This window comes from Rossellomorea sp. y25 (assembly GCF_038049935.1).
Taxonomy (GTDB): domain Bacteria; phylum Bacillota; class Bacilli; order Bacillales; family Bacillaceae_B; genus Rossellomorea.
In genome coordinates, this window is sequence record NZ_CP145886.1 from 2,756,120 (window position 1) to 2,775,170 (window position 19,051).

18 protein-coding genes are annotated in these 19,051 nt (G+C 39.4%); 4 read left to right on the plus strand and 14 right to left on the minus strand.

The features are described from left to right. Positions 1-7 precede the first annotated feature (7 nt). Positions 8-2,272 (minus strand): DEAD/DEAH box helicase, encoded by a 2,265-nt coding sequence (locus AAEM60_RS13895; protein ID WP_341356530.1) that lies wholly within the window; start codon positions 2,270-2,272, stop codon positions 8-10. A gap of 237 nt (positions 2,273-2,509) precedes the next feature. Here AAEM60_RS13895 and AAEM60_RS13900 point away from each other — a divergent pair, with 237 nt between their 5' ends. Then, entirely contained in the window at positions 2,510-2,953 is a 444-nt protein-coding gene (locus AAEM60_RS13900; RefSeq protein ID WP_299737897.1) for an Hsp20/alpha crystallin family protein, read from the plus strand. A gap of 58 nt (positions 2,954-3,011) precedes the next feature. Here AAEM60_RS13900 and AAEM60_RS13905 read toward each other — a convergent pair whose 3' ends face one another. Beyond that, positions 3,012-3,503: a YppG family protein gene (locus tag AAEM60_RS13905; RefSeq protein ID WP_299737899.1), complete on the minus strand. Its 492-nt coding sequence runs from the start codon at positions 3,501-3,503 to the stop codon at positions 3,012-3,014. A 201-nt stretch (positions 3,504-3,704) separates the two neighbouring features. Between AAEM60_RS13905 and yppF the strand changes: the two genes are divergently transcribed. After that, a complete protein-coding gene (gene yppF / locus AAEM60_RS13910) occupies positions 3,705-3,887 on the plus strand; it encodes a YppF family protein (RefSeq protein WP_299737901.1) in 183 nt (60 codons plus the stop codon). A 28-nt stretch (positions 3,888-3,915) separates the two neighbouring features. Here yppF and AAEM60_RS13915 read toward each other — a convergent pair whose 3' ends face one another. From AAEM60_RS13915 to AAEM60_RS13925, 3 genes are all read right to left on the minus strand, one after another. Further along, positions 3,916-4,272, minus strand: coding sequence for a YppE family protein (locus tag AAEM60_RS13915; RefSeq protein WP_341356531.1), 357 nt, complete (start codon positions 4,270-4,272; stop codon positions 3,916-3,918). Positions 4,273-4,341: 69 nt separating this feature from the next. Continuing rightward, a complete protein-coding gene (locus tag AAEM60_RS13920) occupies positions 4,342-4,596 on the minus strand; it encodes a hypothetical protein (protein ID WP_299737904.1) in 255 nt (84 codons plus the stop codon). 363 nt (positions 4,597-4,959) lie between these two features. Further along, entirely contained in the window at positions 4,960-5,997 is a 1,038-nt protein-coding gene (locus AAEM60_RS13925; protein ID WP_341356532.1) for a DUF2515 family protein, read from the minus strand. A gap of 115 nt (positions 5,998-6,112) precedes the next feature. On the opposite strand from AAEM60_RS13925, the gene recU reads away from it, so the two are divergent. Continuing rightward, on the plus strand, positions 6,113-6,721 hold the full coding sequence (recU, locus tag AAEM60_RS13930; protein ID WP_299737908.1) for a Holliday junction resolvase RecU: 609 nt from the start codon (positions 6,113-6,115) through the stop codon (positions 6,719-6,721). A 103-nt stretch (positions 6,722-6,824) separates the two neighbouring features. After that, positions 6,825-9,548 carry a PBP1A family penicillin-binding protein gene (locus AAEM60_RS13935; RefSeq protein ID WP_299737910.1) on the plus strand — a complete coding sequence of 908 codons (2,724 nt, stop codon included), beginning with the start codon at positions 6,825-6,827 and terminating at the stop codon, positions 9,546-9,548. 36 nt (positions 9,549-9,584) lie between these two features. Here the strand turns inward: AAEM60_RS13935 and AAEM60_RS13940 are convergent, their stop codons facing one another. The 9 genes from AAEM60_RS13940 to dinG form a co-directional block, all read right to left on the minus strand. After that, positions 9,585-10,100 (minus strand): YpoC family protein, encoded by a 516-nt coding sequence (locus AAEM60_RS13940; protein WP_299737911.1) that lies wholly within the window; start codon positions 10,098-10,100, stop codon positions 9,585-9,587. Then, complete coding sequence (gene nth, locus AAEM60_RS13945; RefSeq protein ID WP_299737913.1) at positions 10,097-10,753, minus strand: endonuclease III; 657 nt, start codon at positions 10,751-10,753, stop codon at positions 10,097-10,099. The genes AAEM60_RS13940 and nth overlap by 4 nt, the downstream gene beginning before the upstream one ends. Positions 10,754-10,866: 113 nt before the next feature. Then, complete coding sequence (locus tag AAEM60_RS13950) at positions 10,867-11,577, minus strand: DnaD domain-containing protein (RefSeq protein ID WP_299737915.1); 711 nt, start codon at positions 11,575-11,577, stop codon at positions 10,867-10,869. 142 nt (positions 11,578-11,719) lie between these two features. After that, positions 11,720-13,012, minus strand: coding sequence for an asparagine--tRNA ligase (gene asnS, locus AAEM60_RS13955; protein ID WP_142675601.1), 1,293 nt, complete (start codon positions 13,010-13,012; stop codon positions 11,720-11,722). Positions 13,013-13,158: 146 nt separating this feature from the next. After that, positions 13,159-14,349, minus strand: a complete 1,191-nt coding sequence (locus AAEM60_RS13960) for a pyridoxal phosphate-dependent aminotransferase (RefSeq protein WP_341356533.1) — start codon at positions 14,347-14,349, stop codon at positions 13,159-13,161. A gap of 23 nt (positions 14,350-14,372) precedes the next feature. Beyond that, positions 14,373-14,849: a DUF5590 domain-containing protein gene (locus AAEM60_RS13965; RefSeq protein WP_341356534.1), complete on the minus strand. Its 477-nt coding sequence runs from the start codon at positions 14,847-14,849 to the stop codon at positions 14,373-14,375. A gap of 12 nt (positions 14,850-14,861) precedes the next feature. Next, positions 14,862-15,032, minus strand: coding sequence for a YpmA family protein (locus AAEM60_RS13970; RefSeq protein ID WP_082051082.1), 171 nt, complete (start codon positions 15,030-15,032; stop codon positions 14,862-14,864). Between the two features lie 220 nt (positions 15,033-15,252). Then, positions 15,253-16,098: a hypothetical protein gene (locus AAEM60_RS13975; protein WP_299737922.1), complete on the minus strand. Its 846-nt coding sequence runs from the start codon at positions 16,096-16,098 to the stop codon at positions 15,253-15,255. Positions 16,099-16,174: 76 nt separating this feature from the next. Further along, the gene (gene dinG, locus AAEM60_RS13980) at positions 16,175-18,976 is read right to left on the minus strand and encodes an ATP-dependent DNA helicase DinG (RefSeq protein WP_341356535.1); all 2,802 of its coding nucleotides are present in this window, start codon (positions 18,974-18,976) and stop codon (positions 16,175-16,177) included. Positions 18,977-19,051: the final 75 nt, after the last annotated feature.

The window sequence follows — 19,051 nt, forward strand, 5'->3', positions numbered from 1 at the left end:
CCTTCTCTTATTGAAGGAAAAGATGAAGAAGCTTTAATGCATCCAATTTGGCCGTGTCCAGTGAATGATCCGTTCCAATACACGAAGGACAGCCAGTTTGACACGGACATCTCTCGATCATGTTAGATGTCTCAAGGAGGATTCTCTCCATCTGTTCATACACCTTTTCACTTAACCCGATTCCCCCGGGGTACCGATCGTAAATAAAGATCGTAGGCTGTTCATTATGTGCAGCCTTTATTTGAGGGACTACGAAAATATCGCTTGGATCACACATAACAAATAATGGAATAATCGATTTCAAGCTTTGAGCTGCCCCGATAAGTCCTTCTTCCAGACGCTCCTGACTAAATGAAGCATCATCTTTTAATGAAATCCAGCTGGAACTCGTATGCAGTTCCTCTTCAGGCAGATGGATAGGCCCTGATCCAATATTTTCGTGCGTATCAAATTTGATTTTCTTGAAAATCGTTGCCATTGCTTGAACAGTTACGTCCCCATATGCTACATCATACATTTCTGACGTTCGAAGCTTGTCTGTTTCCAGTACTCTCAATTGTACAGCTAGATTGGCATCTGTGAAATAATCCACATCAACTTCCCTTACATACGCTTTCTTTTCATCCCAATCAAGTTCTTCTACTTGGAATTGAACCCCTTGATGTAAATAAATCGCTTCATCGTGCAATAAGGTCATGGCGGAGAAACGGTCCATCTCCCCTATTACTTTAACGGCTGAGGTGTCGGTTTGATCAATTATGATGACATTTTCCTGGGAAGCTGAGCGGAGGCTGATGTTATGGGCAGGAAATACATCATTCATCCAATACCATTTTTCACCATTCTTATGAACCACCCGCTCTTCTACTAAAAATTCTAAAATATCTTCTATGTCGTGCTTACCAAATTGTTCACCTTCTTTAAAGGGAAGCTCATAGGCAGCACACTTAATATGATCAATGAGAATAATCAAATTATCCGGGTTGATTCTCGCAGTTTCAGGCGTTTGCTCGAAAAAGTAATCCGGATGCTCAATTATGAATTGATCTAATGGGCTTGAGCTTGCTACCATGATCACCAGAGATTCCCCATGTCTTCTCCCTGCTCTTCCCGCTTGCTGCCAAGCACTTGCGATCGTTCCTGGATAGCCGGTCATGATGCATACTTGTAATTGTCCGATATCGACCCCTAATTCAAGAGCGTTCGTACTAACAACTCCGTAGATTTCACCAGATCGTAAGCCTTTTTCAATTTCCCGGCGTTGAGTTGGAAGATATCCTCCCCGGTACCCTCTGATTGATTTCGCTCCTAATTGGCTCTTCACTAATTCTTGTAAGTAGGTAAGGATAATTTCCACTCTCACCCTGCTTCTGGCGAATATGATGGTTTGCACCTTATTCTTCAATAGCTCACCAGCAATTCTCCTTACCTCCAGTGTCGCACTCCTGCGTATATTCAACGGTTTATTTACAATAGGGGGATTGTAGAAAACGAAATGCTTTCTGGCACTGGGTGCACCGTTATTATCAATCAAATTCATTTCTGTACCGGTCAAGTTCTCTGACAGCTCTTTAGGATTTGCAATCGTTGCCGAAGTACAGATGAATATGGGAGAAGCTCCATAAAACTCGCAAATTCGTTTTAATCTCCTGATCACATTGCTTACATGGGAACCAAAAACCCCCCTATATATATGAAGTTCATCGATAATAACGTACTTTAGATTCTCAAAAAGAGAAACCCACTTTGTGTGATGAGGAAGAATCGCTGAGTGGAGCATATCGGGATTCGTTATGACAATATGCCCTGCTTTCCTAACCTTTTGGCGTATATTAGCAGAGGTATCACCGTCATATGTATAGCTATTTATAGAAGCTTCTGCCTCTGAAATGATTTCGTTCAACTCAGCTTTCTGATCTTGTGCCAGTGCTTTAGTAGGAAAAATATATAACGCTCGTGCATCTGGGTTGTCCATAATCGATTGTAATACAGGAAGATTATAACAAAGGGTCTTCCCCGAGGCTGTAGGAGTCACCGCAGTAAAGCTTTTTCCTTCCATTGCCAGCTGAAAAGCGGAATGTTGATGGGTATAAAGATTTTCAATTCCTCTTTTTTGCAATGCTTTTTTTATTTTTTCATTTATCTCATATGGCAGATCGACCAATTGAGCTGATTTTTCCTCTATAGTATGCCAGTGAACTATCTGCTTATTAAAATCATCGTCTTTTTTAAAATGTTCGATCAACTGTTCAAGGTTGTTTTTCTTAAACACAGGTATCACCTCTTCTATTCATTTTACCGAATCTATGTTCGAAACTAAAGTAAAAAAAACAGGATTACTTTACCATCCTTATCCCATTAGAAAGTGAAGGATCGAAAGGTGGAGGAAGCTGTAAATTTCTTTACCTTTTTTCATAGAGGAGCTTATATTGGGATATAGGACAAATGCACATATTCTGCAAGTATTCATACACTAGTATGAATACTTTTGCGTGAAAGGAGCATACCCATGTCGAACGAGAAAAAAGGTTTTGGTGACCTGATGCATTCCATGAACGAGTTTTTTCATGAAAGACCTATGAAAGGAATGCTTCAAAGCATTGATGAATTTTTCACATCATCATCTAACCCATTTGGTTCTTTCCCGGTCGAATTAACCGAAACAGATAATTATTTTATCGTGACTGCACAGCTTCCAGGTATTAAGAAAGAGCAGATTCAACTTGATGTGTTCCCTCAGTACATTACGATTTCTGTAACCAATAAAGAAGAGTTCTCCGAGGAAAATGACCAAAATCAAATGGTAAGAAGAAAGCAATCCATGAAAAAAAGCAGCAGGACCATTCCCTTTCCAAGGGTAGTTAATGAAAAGAATGTGAAAGCTTCTCATAAAGACGGATTGCTGACTGTCAGGGTTGACAAAGTATCCGGTAAACGAATACCTATAGAATAAATTTCCTATTACCATATGAAAAAATGGACTGCCAAGTCGGCAGCCCATTTTTGTCATTCTATAGTTTAAATATCCCACCCAAGCCTTTTACGAGAGAGGAAACTTGATTAATTGCCCCCATCATTTGTCCTGTCGTATTCATCATTTTATTGAAATCTAAAGATCCATCCTGTGACTTGAATGAATTCATGATCGAACTTACTCCTCCAGACTGAGGTTTAGCCATGAACGAGGCTTTCGGATATGGATTAGCATAAGCCTGTTGCTCCATTGCTTTCATTTGGTACGGATTGTATTCTTTCTGCTGTAGAGGATTTTCAAAATATGGATTCATTTGCTGCTGGTTTATCTGTTGATATTGGTTCATATGAAACCCCGATGCAGGGTATTGGGCTTCTGGTTGAGGATAATAATTAGGTTGGAAAGATCCATATTCTGGAGGTCGCACACCCTGTCCTTGAAAGTTCATCACTGGTCCCATATACGTTGATTGCGAATGATAACTTGGATGATAGTTACGCATCTGTCTCGAATGAAGGAAAGAATTCATACTTAGCCCCCTTACTTAATATTGGTTACTATACTTTATGTTTTAACTGGATAAATGGTGAAAAGACCCATAAAGATCTTTCGACAAATACAAGAAGAATGTCGGAAGTTACACTATTCTTACAACTTAAAGAAAGGGTTTTCTATGATAGGATAAATGTAGATGCAACGCAATGAAATATAAGTATTGGGAGGAATCAAGATGAACCTGAGTGAACTGCTGAAGAGATATGAAAGTAGTAAACATTATCAAGCAACGGATCAACAAGAACTTCTTACAATGGCCAAAAAACTTTATATTTCTAATGAGATTTCATTGCATCATTATAAAGAGCTGTCGAAGCAGATCAATACAATAGAAGAAAAAGCAATTCCAACACCATAATGTAAAGAGGCTGCCCATCGGCAGCCTCTTATTTTTCATTCAATTCATCCAACTGGGTTTGCAGTACATACGAGACAGATTGGTAATGACTGATAAACCGGTTGTAACTGGACTCTGGAAAGAAACAGTGAACCGACAGCATTTCAATATTATCGAACGTGTTTAAAATTTGAGGGAAATGAAGGTGTTTTGGCCTTTGTTCCTTGATCCAAATCAAGGACAATTCCTTCCACGCATCATTCTCCGCCTTTACTTTATCGGCAAAAGGTTTCACTTCGGTGTAAAAGTCTCCTTTTTCACCTGACTCACGCCTGCCTTTATATTCTTTCAACATCTGCTCAACAAGGACGATCAATTCCCCTGTGACTTGCTTCAATTCTTTCAAAAAAAGCCCTCCGTAAAAATGTAGACAAAAATAAAAAGTAGCACAACGCTACTTTCTTATAGATTCAGTTTAAGACGTCTTATAGGATAATTCAAGTTTTTGTAAGACAAAGGACTTTTCTCTATTTTTCATAAGAACGGTTTTAGATCCCGCTTTTCTCTCCACTGAGCTCAATTTACTGTCGATTTTCTGTATCTGGTTCGTTAACGAATTCATTCCTTCTTGCTCTTCAACTGAGATTCGATCATGCAGACTTTGTTCTAATTGATTCAAACTTTCTTCAATTTCAGCTAATTTCAACATAATATCTTGTTTTGGAAGCATTGTGAATCCTCCCACCTTTTTTTTGGATTAATACTGTAATTCTCTCTTTATGAACCGTTCCCTTCCCCCTTGACAAAACTAGAAGCGTTTCGCCAAAGAAAGTGTTAAATGGACATGAGGTTAATTATGTTTCGACACTTACTGAATAAATAAGGTATTAACTAGAAAATAATATAGGTGGAGGTGTAACCCAATGAAAAATCAAAAAAACAAACAAAACAAACAGCAAACTACAAATTCAGCCCAAACCAAAGCCTCAAAAGGCAACCCTAAACTAGAAGGCGAAAACCGTCCAGCGACATAAAAAAGCGGAGGCGGCTCGTTCAGACCCGACATGCATGACAAGAAGAGACCAACACTATTTTAGGGTGTTGGTCTCTTCTTCTTTCTATTCCTCTTCCAGATCTTTTTTAACGCCTCTTTTACTTTCGCCATCTTCTCTAGCTGCCTTTGCTTATGAAAAAACCATTTTGTTAATTCGATTCCATTAGGGAGTTCCTTTTCTTTATACCAATCCTTATTAATTTTCTCTTTAATCGACCAGTCCGTATGAGACTTCCAATGATGTGGAACATCGTCATAAACTTCATGGAGCATGGGTGTACTCGTTTGGAGGACTCCTTTACAGAACTGTTCGTAGTCGTTTCTAGACCCTGTATGCTCTACTTGTAAAGCAAAGTTCAGAAAGGATGAATGGTAATCAGGATGAAATAAAATCATAAATAATTGTTTTCCTAACAGTATTCTGTTTTCGATTTTTCTAAAGCCATGGACACTCGCACCTAAAAGCTCACCCTCTAATGTTGGAAATAGAACGGAGCTGAAATGAAGATGATCTTCTATAAAGAATAGAAAGGAGCCAAACACCCTCTTTTTATAAACCTCATGTTCAATGACTGGTTCTTGAATGAGGTGTTGCTCATTTATAATTAGAGAATGAACTAATCTTTGGTCATTTCTCTCATCCCAGTAACGATTCCATTCTTCTTCCATGAAGCTTGAAATATGAAATTCTTTAAACAAATGAAACATTTTCTTCTTATACCTCGTCGAATAATGATAGAGAAGAAGTTGTGGGAAGGCATCCTGAAAAATGCTCCAGTTCGCTCTTTCATACGTCATGAATAGATCATCACGGGTAGCCCGGTGTAAAAGCCGCGTGAAAATATCACCTTTAAGATCGGTCATATTCCAGCCGGCATTTCTTGATACCATCGAAGCCAGGAAAGACCATTTTATTTCAGGATGAAGAAGGAAAAATTTTTGATAAGCCATCGTTCTTGTTATATTATCTTGATTATGCAGATTCACTAGATGGTTGATTTCATGAATCCACTCGATTGTACGTTTAGGTTCAGGTATATAGGGTAAAAAGCGATAAGTATTGCTCATTTCATCCATCCTTATTATCCCCCTCTCCCCTATAGCCATAGATTGAGGAGATTTGTAATCAATTATTCACACAAATTGGAGTGGTTTCTGTTATGATATAGATTAGTCTGCGAGGTGAATTACCATGAAATTCCATTATCCTAATGGTAAGAAATATGTGGAAGCGCCATTACCCTCAAAAAAAGCGAAGGCCAAACCGAAACAACTATCTTATAGCAACAGAGGTATGACCCTTGAAGAAGACATTAATGAAACGAACCAATATTATTTAACGTTCCATAAAGCAGTCATTCACAAAAAACCGACTCCCGTTCAAATAGTGGATGTACATTATCCATCCAGAAGTGCCGCCGTCATTAAGGAAGCATACTTTAAGCAGCCCTCCACGACGGATTATAATGGTGTGTACAACGGAAGATATATCGACTTTGAAGCGAAAGAAACAAAGAATAAAACGTCCTTTCCACTTCAAAATTTTCACGAGCATCAAATTCAGCATATGGAAAACGTCCATAATCAAGACGGTATTACCTTTGTACTAGTAAGGTTTTCTGCTTCCGAAGAAGTCTTCTTACTTCCCTACAAAGCTCTAAGGAACTATTGGGACCGCATGATAAATGGAGGAAGAAAATCAATCAAACGGGAAGAGCTAGAGGAAAAAGGAGTCATCATTCCTTTAGGACTGCATCCCAGGGTCGATTATTTAAAAATAGTCCATCAGTTATATTTTTAGTTTATGCAAAATGAGTTAATCTATAATTTATCTCAATATCAGTAGTATATTTTAAATCTTAGACAATACTAAAAACACTGAAGATTGAAAGTGAGGAAACAATATGGCTGGTCAATATAAGTCAAGGGAAGAAAAACGCCTGGCCCAAAAAAAGTCGAAATCCACAAAGAGCAAGAAGAAGGGCTCTATGGTTAAACGCGTCATTATATCATTATTTATCATTGGTATTATTGGGATGCTTGCTGGTGCAGGATTATTTGCATATTATGCGTCTAGTGCACCTAAGCTTGATGAAAAATTACTCAAGGATCCGATTGCATCAGAAATTTATGATATGAACGGAGAATTGATTACAACTGTAGGAAAAGAAAAACGGGAGTATGCAAACTTTGATGACATCCCTCAGGTGATGCAAGATGCGGTACTGGCTACAGAAGACAATCGTTTCTATAAACATAACGGAATTGACTTGATTCGTTTAGGGGGCGCCGTCATTGCCAATGTAACAGGCGGTTTCGGTTCAGAAGGTGCTTCAACGATTACCCAGCAAGTAATCAAGGGTTCTTTTTTAAGCCCTGAGAAAACATTAAAAAGGAAAGCTCAAGAAGCATGGTTGGCTCTTAAGCTTGAGCAGGAATATACAAAAGAAGAAATCTTTGAAATGTATTTTAATAAAGTGTATATGTCCGCTGGAATAAATGGTATGGCTACTGCTGCAGACTATTACTACGGTAAAGACATCAAAGACATCAAGCTTCATGAAGCGGCTTTAATTGCTGGACTGCCTCAAAGTCCAAACAATTATAACCCTTTTAAATACCCTGAAAAAGCTGAAAAACGACGTAATATCGTTCTGTCCTTAATGGAACAGCACGGTAAAATCACTGAAAAAGAAAAAAAGGAAGCTCAAGCTCTTCCTATCACAGAAGGATTGGTTTCAGCTGAAGAGGTCGAAAAGAAAAACGGAAACAAATATCCCGCCTTTGTAGATGCCGTAATTGATGAAGTAGAAAAAATGGGTGACTATAACCTGTTTTCAGACGGTTTAAAGGTTTATACAACCGTTGACCCGAATGCTCAAAAACGCTTGGAAGAAATTTTAGCAGGTGAAAATACCAGCTTCAGTTATCCAGAGAATTCTGAAGAGCCTATGCAGGCGGGTGTAACACTTATGGATACGAAAACTGGAGAAATCAGGGCAATTGGCGGCGGCAGAGAACAGGATCCAAACGTTCAGCGTGGATTTAACTTTGCAATCGACACAAAACGTCAGCCCGGATCTACTATTAAGCCTTTAATAGACTATGCTCCTGCCATTGAGCATTTAAAATGGTCGACCTATCATATTTTAAAAGATGAGCCTTATAAATATTCAGATGGAACGGAACTCAATAACTATGACGGTCAATTTAAAGGGCCTATCACCATACGCGAAGGTCTATGGGATTCCCGAAATATAACTGCTTTAAAAGCTTTTCAGGAAGTTGGTCCAGAGAAAGCAGAAGAATTTGTGAATGGTCTAGGATTAAAATTCGATCATTATTATGAATCTGCTTCAATCGGTGGAGTTTCTCCTGGGGTAAACTCCGTACAAATGGCAGGTGCTTATGCCGCATTTGGTAATGAAGGAATATACAACAAGCCTCATACGGTTACAAAAGTAGTGTTACGTGATGGTGAAACAGAGATTGAAAATGATAATAAACCAAAGCCTGCGATGAAGGAATATACAGCCTATATGATTTCTGATATGCTGCAGAGCGTTATTGATCATCCAAGAGGTACAGGGCTTTATGCCAAGGTGCCAGGATTACCGATGGCAGGGAAATCAGGTACGACGAACTATTCTCAAGAAGAACGTGAGAAATACGGAATTGCTAAGACAGACGCACCTGATTCGTGGTTTGTAGGCTATACCACAAACTATACAGCGGCTGTTTGGACTGGGTATAAGACTCGCTCCATTCCACTATCACCTACAGATAGAAGAGTTTCACAATACATCGTCAGTGACTTGATGAGCTATGTTCACGAGGGTGTCGACACACCTGACTTTAAAAAGCCAGACAGCGTAGTTGAATCCAAAGTTGAACTAGGAAGCAATCCGGCAAGACTACCAAGTAAATACACGCCAGATGACCGAGTAATCACTGAACTATTCGTCCGTGGAACAGAACCTTCTAAGGTTTCACAAGAATTCGACAAGATTGATGCACCATCAAATCTGAAAGGTAAATTCAATAAGAAGGATCAAACCATCACTCTTGCCTGGGATTATGGTAAAGAGAAAGACGTTCAATTCGAAGTGGCAGTTTCAATAAATGGTGAAGCGAAACAAGTATTAACAACAACTGATAAGAAAGGATTAAATGTCGAAAACATTCAATCCCAAGGAACCTTCACCTTTGAAGTTGTAGCAATATCAGGAGATCAACGCAGTAACCCTGCAACGGTTAATGTTGAGGTCAAGGCTACTGATGGTGAAGAAGAAGAAAACCAAGATGAAAACAACGATGAAAATCAAGATAACAATAATGGAAATAACAATGGTAATGGAAACGGCCAAGGAAACGGCCAAGGAAATGGCCAAGGAAATGGGAATGAAGAAGGTTCAGGTGATGGTGAAGACACAGGTGACGAGGATGGCACTACTCCACCACCTGAAGGAGATGGGACTGGTGACGGAGGTACAGATGACGGCACTGGTGATGGCACTGGAACCGGAGGCGGGACTGGTGACGGCACTGGCGACGGCTCAGGTACTGGAGCTGGCTCCACGGATGGTGCACCTGCTACCCAATCAGAATCCAGAAGAGATCAAGAATAAGGTAAAAGGCAACGAGAGTATGTTCTCGTTGCCTTTTTATTTCTCTCTAGCTCGTTTTAAAGCCAGTGATTTAGCAAATTGTTTATGTTGTTCCTCGAATAGCTGAGATAACTGTATAAATGAATGGAATAGGTTTGGATTATTTCTAATGAACGTCATTCTTTCCACTACGTTTACCGGTTTAATGGAAAGTTTATTGATGGGAGAAATGTCCGAATTTAATTGTACAGGAAGTGAATTACTCCAGTATAAAAGCATATAAAATTGCGAAATACTTTTTTTCATTGGATGTAATGTATTCTTTGAACGTTCTTTAAATAACGTTTTAAGACACTTCTGCCCTTCTCCCCAACTCTTTAATATGATACTTATGAATAATTCACGATCCACCCAAGGAAGTATACTTAGAGCCTTCTCATTGAAATAGAGAATTTCATAAGCAAAGAAAGGCTCATCCGGTATGATATGAGAAGCATCCACTCTCACTTCTGAGTCAGGAAAGAAAAAAGGATCAATTAACTGGGACGGGATGTTCAAGATTGTTTCTTTCATATGTTACCCTTTTTCTTTAATCTCTTTTGACCTTCTCTGCATAAATCGACCAGCGGGCAAACGTCACATTGAGGGGATTGAGCTTTACAATGGTATCTTCCAAAGAAAATCAGCCGGTGGTGAGTTTCGGACCACTCTTCTTTCGGGATTTTTTTCATTAACGTTTTTTCTACTTCTAATACGCTATCCTTCCATCGGCAAATCCCTAGTCTCTTACTTACACGTTCAACATGGGTATCTACTGCCAGAGCCGGCACTCCAAATGCCACCGATACTACTACATTTGCAGTTTTCCTTCCTACGCCCGGCAGCTTCACTAATTCTTCATGAATTTCAGGAACACTCCCCCCATGTTCCGTCAGAATAATCTCACATAGTTTTCGAATGTTTTTTGCTTTGTTCCGGTACAGCCCAATGGAGCGTATATCCTGTTGAAGTTCTTCCAAGGAGACATCCAGATAATCTTCAGGTCGTTTGTATTTTTCAAATAAGCCTTTTGTGACTTTATTTACGAGGGCGTCAGTACATTGTGCCGATAGAAGGACGGCGATTACCAGCTCAAATGGATTGTCATGACGGAGCTCACAGTGAGCGTCGGGAAACATTTCCCTCATTTCATCTAAGCATATTTGTATTTGTTTTTTATTTAGCATGTATCTTAATACCTCCACCTTGTCCTACTAAATCAACAATATTCAATTAAAAAAGGTTATCCAAAAAAATAGACCAACCCTCAAGCAAGTGAGAGTCAGTCCATTCTATCGTCTTATTGCTCAAGCCAATTATAAAATGGTACTGATTTTCGTTTAGGAGAAGCCGTAGAATCACTTGAAGCTGCGGGTTTTTGATGGGAACGGAAGCGTTGACTTTGGTTTCGTGCATCTTCAATGGTTTTCACACCATTTTTCTTCCATTCAAATAGAATACGATCGATATATCTAAAATTCAGCTTGCCTGATATGACTGCTTCTCTCAAGGCTGCTTTAATAATAATAGCATTATGATCATCCTGGTCCAACCACATGGCTAACGTTTCGCATTCTAATGGAGATAGCGGACGACCAAATTCTTGTTCAAATGTGGTATAAATGTCTGCTTCTTCTTCCATTGATTTCTGCATTTGTTTCATTTTAGAATCTTGTATCACGAACTCAGCCATTTTTTCCCATAATGGATTGAGAGAATACTTTTCAAAAAGGATTCCATCTGTTGAAGATCCCTCTTCAATAGATAGAAATTGTTGTTGAATTAACTTTCGTAATATAGACGAACAGTATTCAGTAGAAAGGCTCATAGGTTCAGAGAGCTCTTCTGGGGTTGGAAAATAGTTACCCTTTTCCAAATGACCATAAATATGCAGCAGTAAAACGAACTCTGACTCATTTAAACCTAATGTATTGTAATTTGATAATAATAATTGCGGAATGTTCAGTGTTCCCTCTTCGATCCAGGACACCATTAATCGTTTATAATCCATATTCGGCACACCTCACTCACTAGTATATCATGCTTCAGTATATGTGGACATGGTTATGAATTAGAAGAAAGATGGAAAAAGAAAAGAACCGGCCGGTATTGCTTTTAAAGCAATACAGCCAGCTCCTTGTTTGAAATTTGAATTAAGGATATAAACGGTTTAGTAGACGCGGGAATGGGATGGTTTCCCTTACGTGTTCTACTCCGCTGATCCAAGCCACTGTTCTTTCAAGTCCTAGACCGAATCCTGAATGAGGAACAGATCCATATTCTCTTAATTCCAAGTACCACTTGTATGCATCCGTAGCCAGCTCATGCTCTTCAATGCGACGCTTCATCAGCTCTGCATCATGGATACGCTCTGAGCCACCGATAATCTCCCCATACCCTTCTGGAGCGATCAGGTCAGCACACAATACGACATCATCGCGGTCTGGATCAGGCTGCATATAGAAAGGCTTTAAAGAAGTAGGGTAATGCGTGATAAATACCGGCTTGTCGTAGCTTTCAGCTATCGCAGTCTCATGTGGAGCCCCAAAGTCGTCTCCCCACTCGATATCATCGAACCCTTTTTCATGCAGTAGTTTAAGGGCATCATCATAGGTGATTCGTGGGAATGGCGCTTTAATTTGCTCTAACTTAGAAGTATCTCTTCCTAATCGATCTAATTCCAGCTTGCAGTTTTCCAGAACCGATTGAACGATATAAGAAACATATTGCTCCTGTACTTCCAGGTTATCTTTAAAGTCGTAGAATGCCATTTCAGGCTCGATCATCCAGAACTCGATTAAATGACGACGAGTTTTCGATTTCTCCGCTCTGAATGTTGGCCCGAAAGAAAATACTTTACCTAATGCCATGGCTGCTGCTTCCATGTAAAGCTGACCACTCTGAGAAAGGTAGGCATCTTCTTCAAAATATTTAGTGGCAAATAACTCGGTCGTTCCTTCTGGAGCACTTCCCGTCAGAATTGGAGGATCTACTTTTACAAATCCTTCTTGATTAAAGAACTCATATGTTGCACGGATGATTTCGTTACGCACTTTCATCACTGCATGTTGTTTACGGGAACGAAGCCAAAGGTGACGATGATCCATCAGGAATTCTGTTCCGTGTTCCTTAGGTGTAATTGGATAATCAACTGCTTCATGAATCACTTCTACGCTTTTCACTTGCAATTCGTACCCAAAAGGTGAACGGGAATCTTCAGAAACCGTTCCAGTAACATATAGAGATGTTTCTTGCGTTAATGATTTTGCTTTTTGAAAGATTTCTTCTTCCACTTCACTTTTTACAACAACACCTTGTATGAACCCAGTACCATCACGGAGCTGGAGAAAGGCAATTTTTCCACTTGAACGTTTGTTCGCAAGCCAAGCACCAATGGTTACTTCTTCACCAACAAACTTACTTACTTGAGATATAGTAGTTTTCACGATTTTTTCCCTCCAAAAAAACTAAGACGCTTATGTATCGTTATTTATTATACATTTACCGTTATCTCGTCGCAATAGATACAGCAAAACGAGATCATTTTAAGTAAAAAGCAGACCGAAACGAACGCGGTCTGCAAACCCTTGTTTTATTTACTTTTCCTAACAACAAATTCATGCATTCTCTCAATTGCTTTTTCAAGTGCATCAAGACTTGTGGCATAAGAAAGACGGATATTATTGTCCGATCCGAAACCTGAACCAGGAATAACGGCTACCTTCGCCTCTTCCAGTAGTGCTTTGGTAAATTCGTCGACATTGTTGTAGCCTGTTTTCTTAGCCGCTTCTGACACATTCGGGAACAGATAGAATGCACCTTGAGGTTTTAAACAACTAAACCCTGGAATATTGTTTAATTTATCAAAAACAATGTTTAAGCGCTCCTCAAACGACTGTCTCATATCCTCTACCGGCTGTTGATCTCCTAAATAGGCAGCAACCGTCCCATATTGTGAAGTCGTCGTTGGGTTTGAGGTAGAATGACTGGCAAGATTGGTCATTGCTTTAATGATTGCCTCGTTACCTGCGGCATACCCAATTCTCCATCCCGTCATGGAATGAGATTTTGACACCCCGTTAATCACGATTGTTTGCTCTTTAAGTTCTGGAGACAATTCAGCAATAGACGTGTGTGCGTTCCCGTCATACACAAGCTTCTCATAAATTTCGTCTGAAACGATCAGAACATCATTTTCTAAGCATACTTCCCCAATCGCATGTAACTCTTCCGGGGAGTATAGCATGCCTGTAGGGTTACTAGGTGTGTTAAGGATGACCGCTTTCGTTTTAGGAGTTATCGTCTCTTTTAACTGCTGTGGAGTTATTTTGTACTCATTCTCTTCTTTCCCTTCAACGATTACAGGAGTTCCTCCGGCAAGCTTCACTTGTTCAGGATAGCTAACCCAATAAGGAGTAGGAATAATGACCTCATCACCTTCGTTTAAAAGCACTTGAAACAATGTATAAAGGGCATGTTTAGCCCCACTTGTTACGATGATTTCAGAAGGTGCATACGTGAGTTTCTGGTCTGTCTCAAACTTGTGGATGACGGCTTCTTTTAATTTCGCCATTCCACCAGATGGAGTATATTTGGTGTGGCCCTCAGTCATGGATTCATGCGCAGCTTTGATGATATGTTCAGGTGTATTAAAATCTGGTTCCCCTGCACCTAACCCGATTACATCAATTCCTTGTGACTTCATTTCCTTTGCTTTTGCAGTAATCGCTAAAGTCGTTGATGGTGTTAATGCACTTACTCTGTCAGCCAACGTAAATTTCATGGACGTATTCCCCCTAGAGTTGATTATAAATTTTCTATTTTCCTCCACCATTCTCCAGTAGAAAACAGCAGGTAAAAATAATTTAAATTGTCTTGTTGATCTAAATAGGTAATTTCCCAAACAGGCCCGACAGATTCATATCCTAAACGGACTGATAACAATTCTTTCGGCTGCTTTTCATCATTTAGTTTATTGATTGCCTGTTCTTTTGAAATACCATCTGCCCATTTTTTCTCAATTATTTTCCCTTTTTTATTGGGTATCCAAGCGACGAGCTTCTCGTTTTGATCATCCTTACCTGTCACCACAACATATGACTTAGAGCCGTTGTAGAAGCTTGTGCTTTCAACATCGACGATAGCCGTTTCAGCTTTCACTCGACTTAGAGCCTTCTCAGCCTGATTATCCAATGGGTTCCGGGAAACTTGATAAATTACGACCGAAGCCGTTATCCCAAGGACAATGAACAATAGTGCGATAATCGTTATCCATTTTTTCATTACAATCACTCTTTATGTACGATAAATTGTTAATACTGCTTGATTCTGATCTTCCGGATCTAAGGCTAAACCAAACATATAATCATCTTTTTTTAAGGTTCTATTCAGTGTATCAACTACTTTATATAAGTTATCCGTATATTCGATACGAACAGTGGAAAGAATTTCAATTCGGCTCTCCATGGTGTTCCTCCTTTTACCCGCTTACAATAGTGTTCCCTTATTAGAAAACATTTTTTTCTACTCATAGTGACATTACGATTCGCCACACTATGAGTAAGAAACTCTACACACATTATAACAACATTAAAGGCTAATATGGTAGAGGTTATCACAAAAACTATATACTAATCGACACTCACTCAGGCTGACAGAATTGTCAGCCCTTCTTTATTTAATGGGGTTAGTTTGTATGGCCATCTTCTTTAAACACTCCATCTTCTTGATCAAAAGTCAGCACTTCGTAGTTTCTCTTATTAAATTTAATGGCAATCAATCCATGCTGGCCTGTCAGATACAGGTCAATCCACGCCTCGTTGATCGCTTCGAGCATTTCACCATTAAGAAGCCTTTCCTTAGAACGATAAAGCAATGCCGTTTGAGGATCGATATGCCTCAGAAGACTATGGGACATGTTTTCAGATTTAGAATGAAGAGGTATTTTCACAATGTTGACATTCTTTAGGGGTTTTGTCAGTAAAACCTCTTCAGAATGCAATGTTTGTGAGCTCAGCCACAAAAAGCGATGATGATAAAAGGTAATGGAAAAGTCTAATCCTTCTCGTTTCTCATTGCCTTCATGCATTACATTTAGCGCCAACTCTTTCGAAAGTGAGTAAGACTGATTTTCTTGAATGGTGTGTATGGTATAGGATCCTTTTTCCGGTATAGCTTTAGCTAGAGATCTGCCCACTATTATTTCTTCAATAGAGTACTTCTCCCCTAACTCAGCAATCATATCCTCATGCACTTCTCTTTTTTCCGTGATGATGATTCCCTTGATGTTGTTAATATGAATTTGATTCAAATAATAATATAACTGATTTCTCTCCTGAAGAGGTCCAGTATTGATTAAATAATTTTCCCCAGAAGCTAAATGAAGAACAGCTACCTCTCCTTTTATAACAGGAAGAAAACTAATCGCATACTCCTCATGTGATACATGTAAATCCACCTGAGGCACTTTCATTCCATAGGCATTTGAAATGACAAGGAGAAAAGATAGCATTGCCGTTAAGATTACTCTCATTTTCAATCCTCCAGTTTCACATCTACTCTTTAGGTTGTGTTAAAGAGTAAAATTTATCACTGAAGTTTAATCTGTTTTAGAGCCAATCTTCAATCCATGAAACCAAATCAAATAAATCCCCTTCTTTTACTTCCATTGAAGGGATGGACTGCAGGAAAGCCTTTCCGTACCTTGTCGTCATTACTCTGCGGTCATACACAATTACGATTCCACGATCACTGCTTCTTCTAATCAGCCTTCCTACCCCTTGTTTGAACCGAATAATGGCTTCAGGTAAAGAGTGAGAAGAAAATGGATTTTTCCCTTGAGCCTTCAAAATATCTGATTTTGCCTGATTGACAGGCTCGTCTGGTGGAGAAAATGGAAGTCTGACCATGGCAAGACAAGAAAGGTCTTCTCCTGGAATGTCTACACCTTCCCAGAAACTACTCGTTCCAAATAAAATAGCCTTATCGAATCGCTGGAAATTCTTTGTCAGTCGTGTGCGACTTCCTGAGGTGATTCCTTGGGCCATTAATACATATTCCTCTAATAAACCACTTTCTTTCATCAACTCATACGTTTTCCTTAACATATCGTAAGAGGTGAATAAAATGAGCATTCGACCTTTCGTCGCTTGTGCCACCCCTATTAAATGAGAGCTTATTGCTTCAATATATTCTTCGCTTTGAACTTGCTGTATTTCAGGGACGTCTGTTGGGACGAATAATCTTGAAACTTCATTGTAGTCAAATGGAGAAGTAAGCTGTACCTGTTTTATCCCCTGGTCGACAAGACCAATCTCGTTTATGAAGTAATTGAAAGACCCGCTGACGGTAAGGGTAGCTGAAGTCAGGACCACACTTTTCTTTTTGGCAAAAATCTCAGCATGAAGCTTGCGATCGACGGTAACAGGTTGAGCTTGAATAGAAAGACTGTTTGGTAATGACCTTGTGTCTCCATCAAGCCACAGAACGTGGTTGTTCATTTCTCTTAAAAATACCGTTTGAAAATTCATTCTCAACTCTGTAAAATCCACTAAAAAGCTGTAGAATTCTTCAATTAAGGCTTTTTCTTTATCAAGGAGTTTTATTTTCTTATCCTTGATTGTCTCGAGTACCTGCTGGAACTCTCTTTCTACAAACTTCATCCCTGATACGACTCGTTCCATGGCCATGAGAACAGGTTGAAAGTAGCTGCTCTTCTTCATTTCATCCGTAATTCTCAGCTGTATTTTTTGTACCCCGGTTCTCTTTTTGGCTTTCTTATAGAAAACGCTCGTTAACACTCCAATGGCCTCTTCTAAGTCATCGTAAAACTGGGCAATACGAGAGTCCAATTCAAATGAATGTGTATTCATTTGAACTGAGTGACTGGAAATAAGCTGATCCAGACGATAAAACAACTGTTTTTGGACCAGTGTCCCTAATTGGGAAGTACTAAACTTAATCGAGAGATAATCCATAACGACTCCAAGATGCTGTCTTGCTGACTTCTCCAGATGATGAGCCTCATCTATTACTAAGTAATCATAAGGAGGAAGCATGCTGCTATCATTCACCATATCACTCAGAAGCATTGAGTGATTCGTAATGATGATATCTGCTTCTTGAGCACTCCTTCTTGCGGAGAGATAGAAATCTTTCCCTATCCAAGGATCCTTTGTATGAGGCAGGTGCCAGCCATCATGTTTTAAACGATTCCAGAACAATTGCCCTCCCGATGTGAGGTTAAGTTCATCCATATCACCGGTCTCTGTTCGTGTCAGCCATACTAAAATCTGCATTTTTGTTAGAACTACATCATATTGAGACTCCTTTTCACGGAGAGACTGTTCAAACTTAAACAGGTTTATGTAATGGTTTTTCCCTTTTAGCAGGACGGTTCTGAATGGGATAGGGCTTATTTTTTCCAATAATTTAATTTCTTTATGAAGCAATTGCTCTTGCAATTGGATGGTGTATGTACTGATGACCACTCTTTCATGAGAGGTCTTGGCAAACATGACCGCAGGCCATAAGTAGCCCAGTGACTTCCCAACCCCTGTTCCTGCTTCAATGACCACATGGCGGCGTTCATGAAAAGCATGTTGAATCTCATTCATCATGACCATTTGCTGTTCTCTCTTCTCATAGAAGGGGACATGCTTTGCTAAATGCTCTTCTATATTGGGTTCATCAAAATGGAGCTCTTCAATAGGTGATTCATCTTTCATTGAAGCAGCTTTCTTCAGAAGAGCCAGTCCTCGATACACCTCTAACTGTGGTGGAAGGTCTTCTACGTGTTTTTGTTTCTCACTCACAATACTGTCAAACAATAAGGAGAGATCACTTTTCAAATGATGAGAAAGCTTGTAAAGCTTCTCGAGTGTGACTAATGGCAGCTTTGACAATTCTTCAATAAAATATAGAAGAATTTCGGCTGTCACATAGGCATCACTGTCTGCCTGATGAGGCCTTACATGGCTTAAATCCAATGAATTGGACAGTTCCGTCAATTTAAAACTATCTGCCGATGGTAAAGCCACTTTTGCTAACTCTACTGTATCAAAGGCAGGTCCCGTAAATGGATTATAGCCTGCCTCTTCCAGTTCTGCTTGAAGGAATGAAAGATCAAATTGAACGTTATGAGCAACAAAAACGCCATGATCCAGCAACTCAAGTATTTTTGGTGCAATTTCATGAAAAGCTGGAGCGTCCTTTACCATTTCATCATTGATCCCCGTTAACTCCTCAATAAAAGCAGGAATCGGTTTTCCAGGTGACACAAATGATGTGTATTGATCAATGATTTTTCCGCCTTCTATAATAACCGCTGATAGTTGGATGATTTTTTCTCCCTTTTTAGGAGAATTTCCTGTTGTTTCAAGATCGATAACAACCAGTTTAAATGGGTACATGTTATTCACTGCCTTTATATAAATCCTACATCATTCTCTTATGATTTCTAAATAAGTGTACCATAAACAAAAAAG